This window comes from Roseibium sp. TrichSKD4 (genome assembly GCF_000148725.1).
In the GTDB taxonomy this organism is placed as follows: Bacteria; Pseudomonadota; Alphaproteobacteria; order Rhizobiales; family Stappiaceae; genus Roseibium.
Genome location: NZ_GL476321.1, coordinates 20,623 through 21,657 on the forward strand (window position 1 = coordinate 20,623; position 1,035 = coordinate 21,657).

A 1,035-nucleotide genomic window follows, 5' to 3' on the forward strand; every position below is an offset into this window, starting at 1 on the left:
AAACTCCATAAGCCCATGTTGGCGTCGATAAAGGTAATATCCAAATCATGGTATAAAGACTTATTTAGGTTGTATCTCCATTTTTGACCATAGCTGCATTTCAATTCCTCAATAGTTTGAGAGACATTCACGATATACCTCTCGGGAGATGCGAATTGTGCGCCTTTTGTGAAGTCGAGTTCTTCCAAAGTTTCGATGTAACTATTTACAAATCCTGGATAGGCAACAGGGATCAACGTTAAGTAAAGGTTTCGCTTTTGGCAAAATTCTTTCTGAAGTGCAGAAACAATAGATTTGTAATTCGGAATGCTCGATTGAATATCTTTGGGTTGCCATAATGGGCCCCATTTTGTTACTGCAATACCAGTCCCTATAGATGGCAGTTTCCGAACCAGAAAAATGGCCCCACCAATTCGTCTTTCATTCTGCCATATTTCCACGCATTCAAGTTCTGTATTGCCCCAGTGACCGCTGTTATAGGCCGCAAGTTGCTCTGGTATACAATCATCAAACCCAGTTGCTGCAATGTCCCATTCTTGAGGGCTAAGATATCGGAGCTCAACGAAATGTTGATCATACTCAGGCATGTCCGCTCCAAAGCTCATTCGTTATAGATTTCATAGAGATCCACGAGAATTTCGAGAACAGTGCTCGCAGCCACGTCCTCGACTGCTTCAGCAAGTCATCAAAACAAGCCCGGTCTCCTCGGACCAGTTTAGGACGTTAGTCTAATTTGTCGGTTCACATTCGAGAAGCTTCCCGCCCAAACACGGGTACAAATTTCTTCAAATATTGGCCCGGTCCATGAGCTCCTTTAGTGCCTCTGGATAGCTCATCCGATTTTCGATCGCCCATGCGACGAAGCGATTATATACTGAAACCGGCGGGCGGATATTGAGATTTGCAGAAGGTTCTGCCTCCTTCCGGCGTACAATTTTCTTGATTGGTTCACGAGGAACAAAGCCGTGACGTTCGGCCACTTGGTCAATCGCGTGGTCCGGAACTGGATCTTTTTCTTCCTTGCCGTCTGGTTTG

The 1,035-nt window shown here is 45.0% G+C and carries 2 protein-coding genes; both read right to left on the reverse strand.

Annotated features, from left to right (window positions below):
- Positions 1-587, reverse strand: a 587-nt coding sequence (locus tag TRICHSKD4_RS31030) for a hypothetical protein (protein WP_168157089.1), incomplete at its 3' end; no start/stop codon positions are given.
- Positions 588-785: 198 nt separating this feature from the next.
- On the reverse strand, positions 786-1,035 hold a 250-nt coding region (locus tag TRICHSKD4_RS26385), incomplete at its 5' end, for a hypothetical protein (RefSeq protein WP_040617601.1).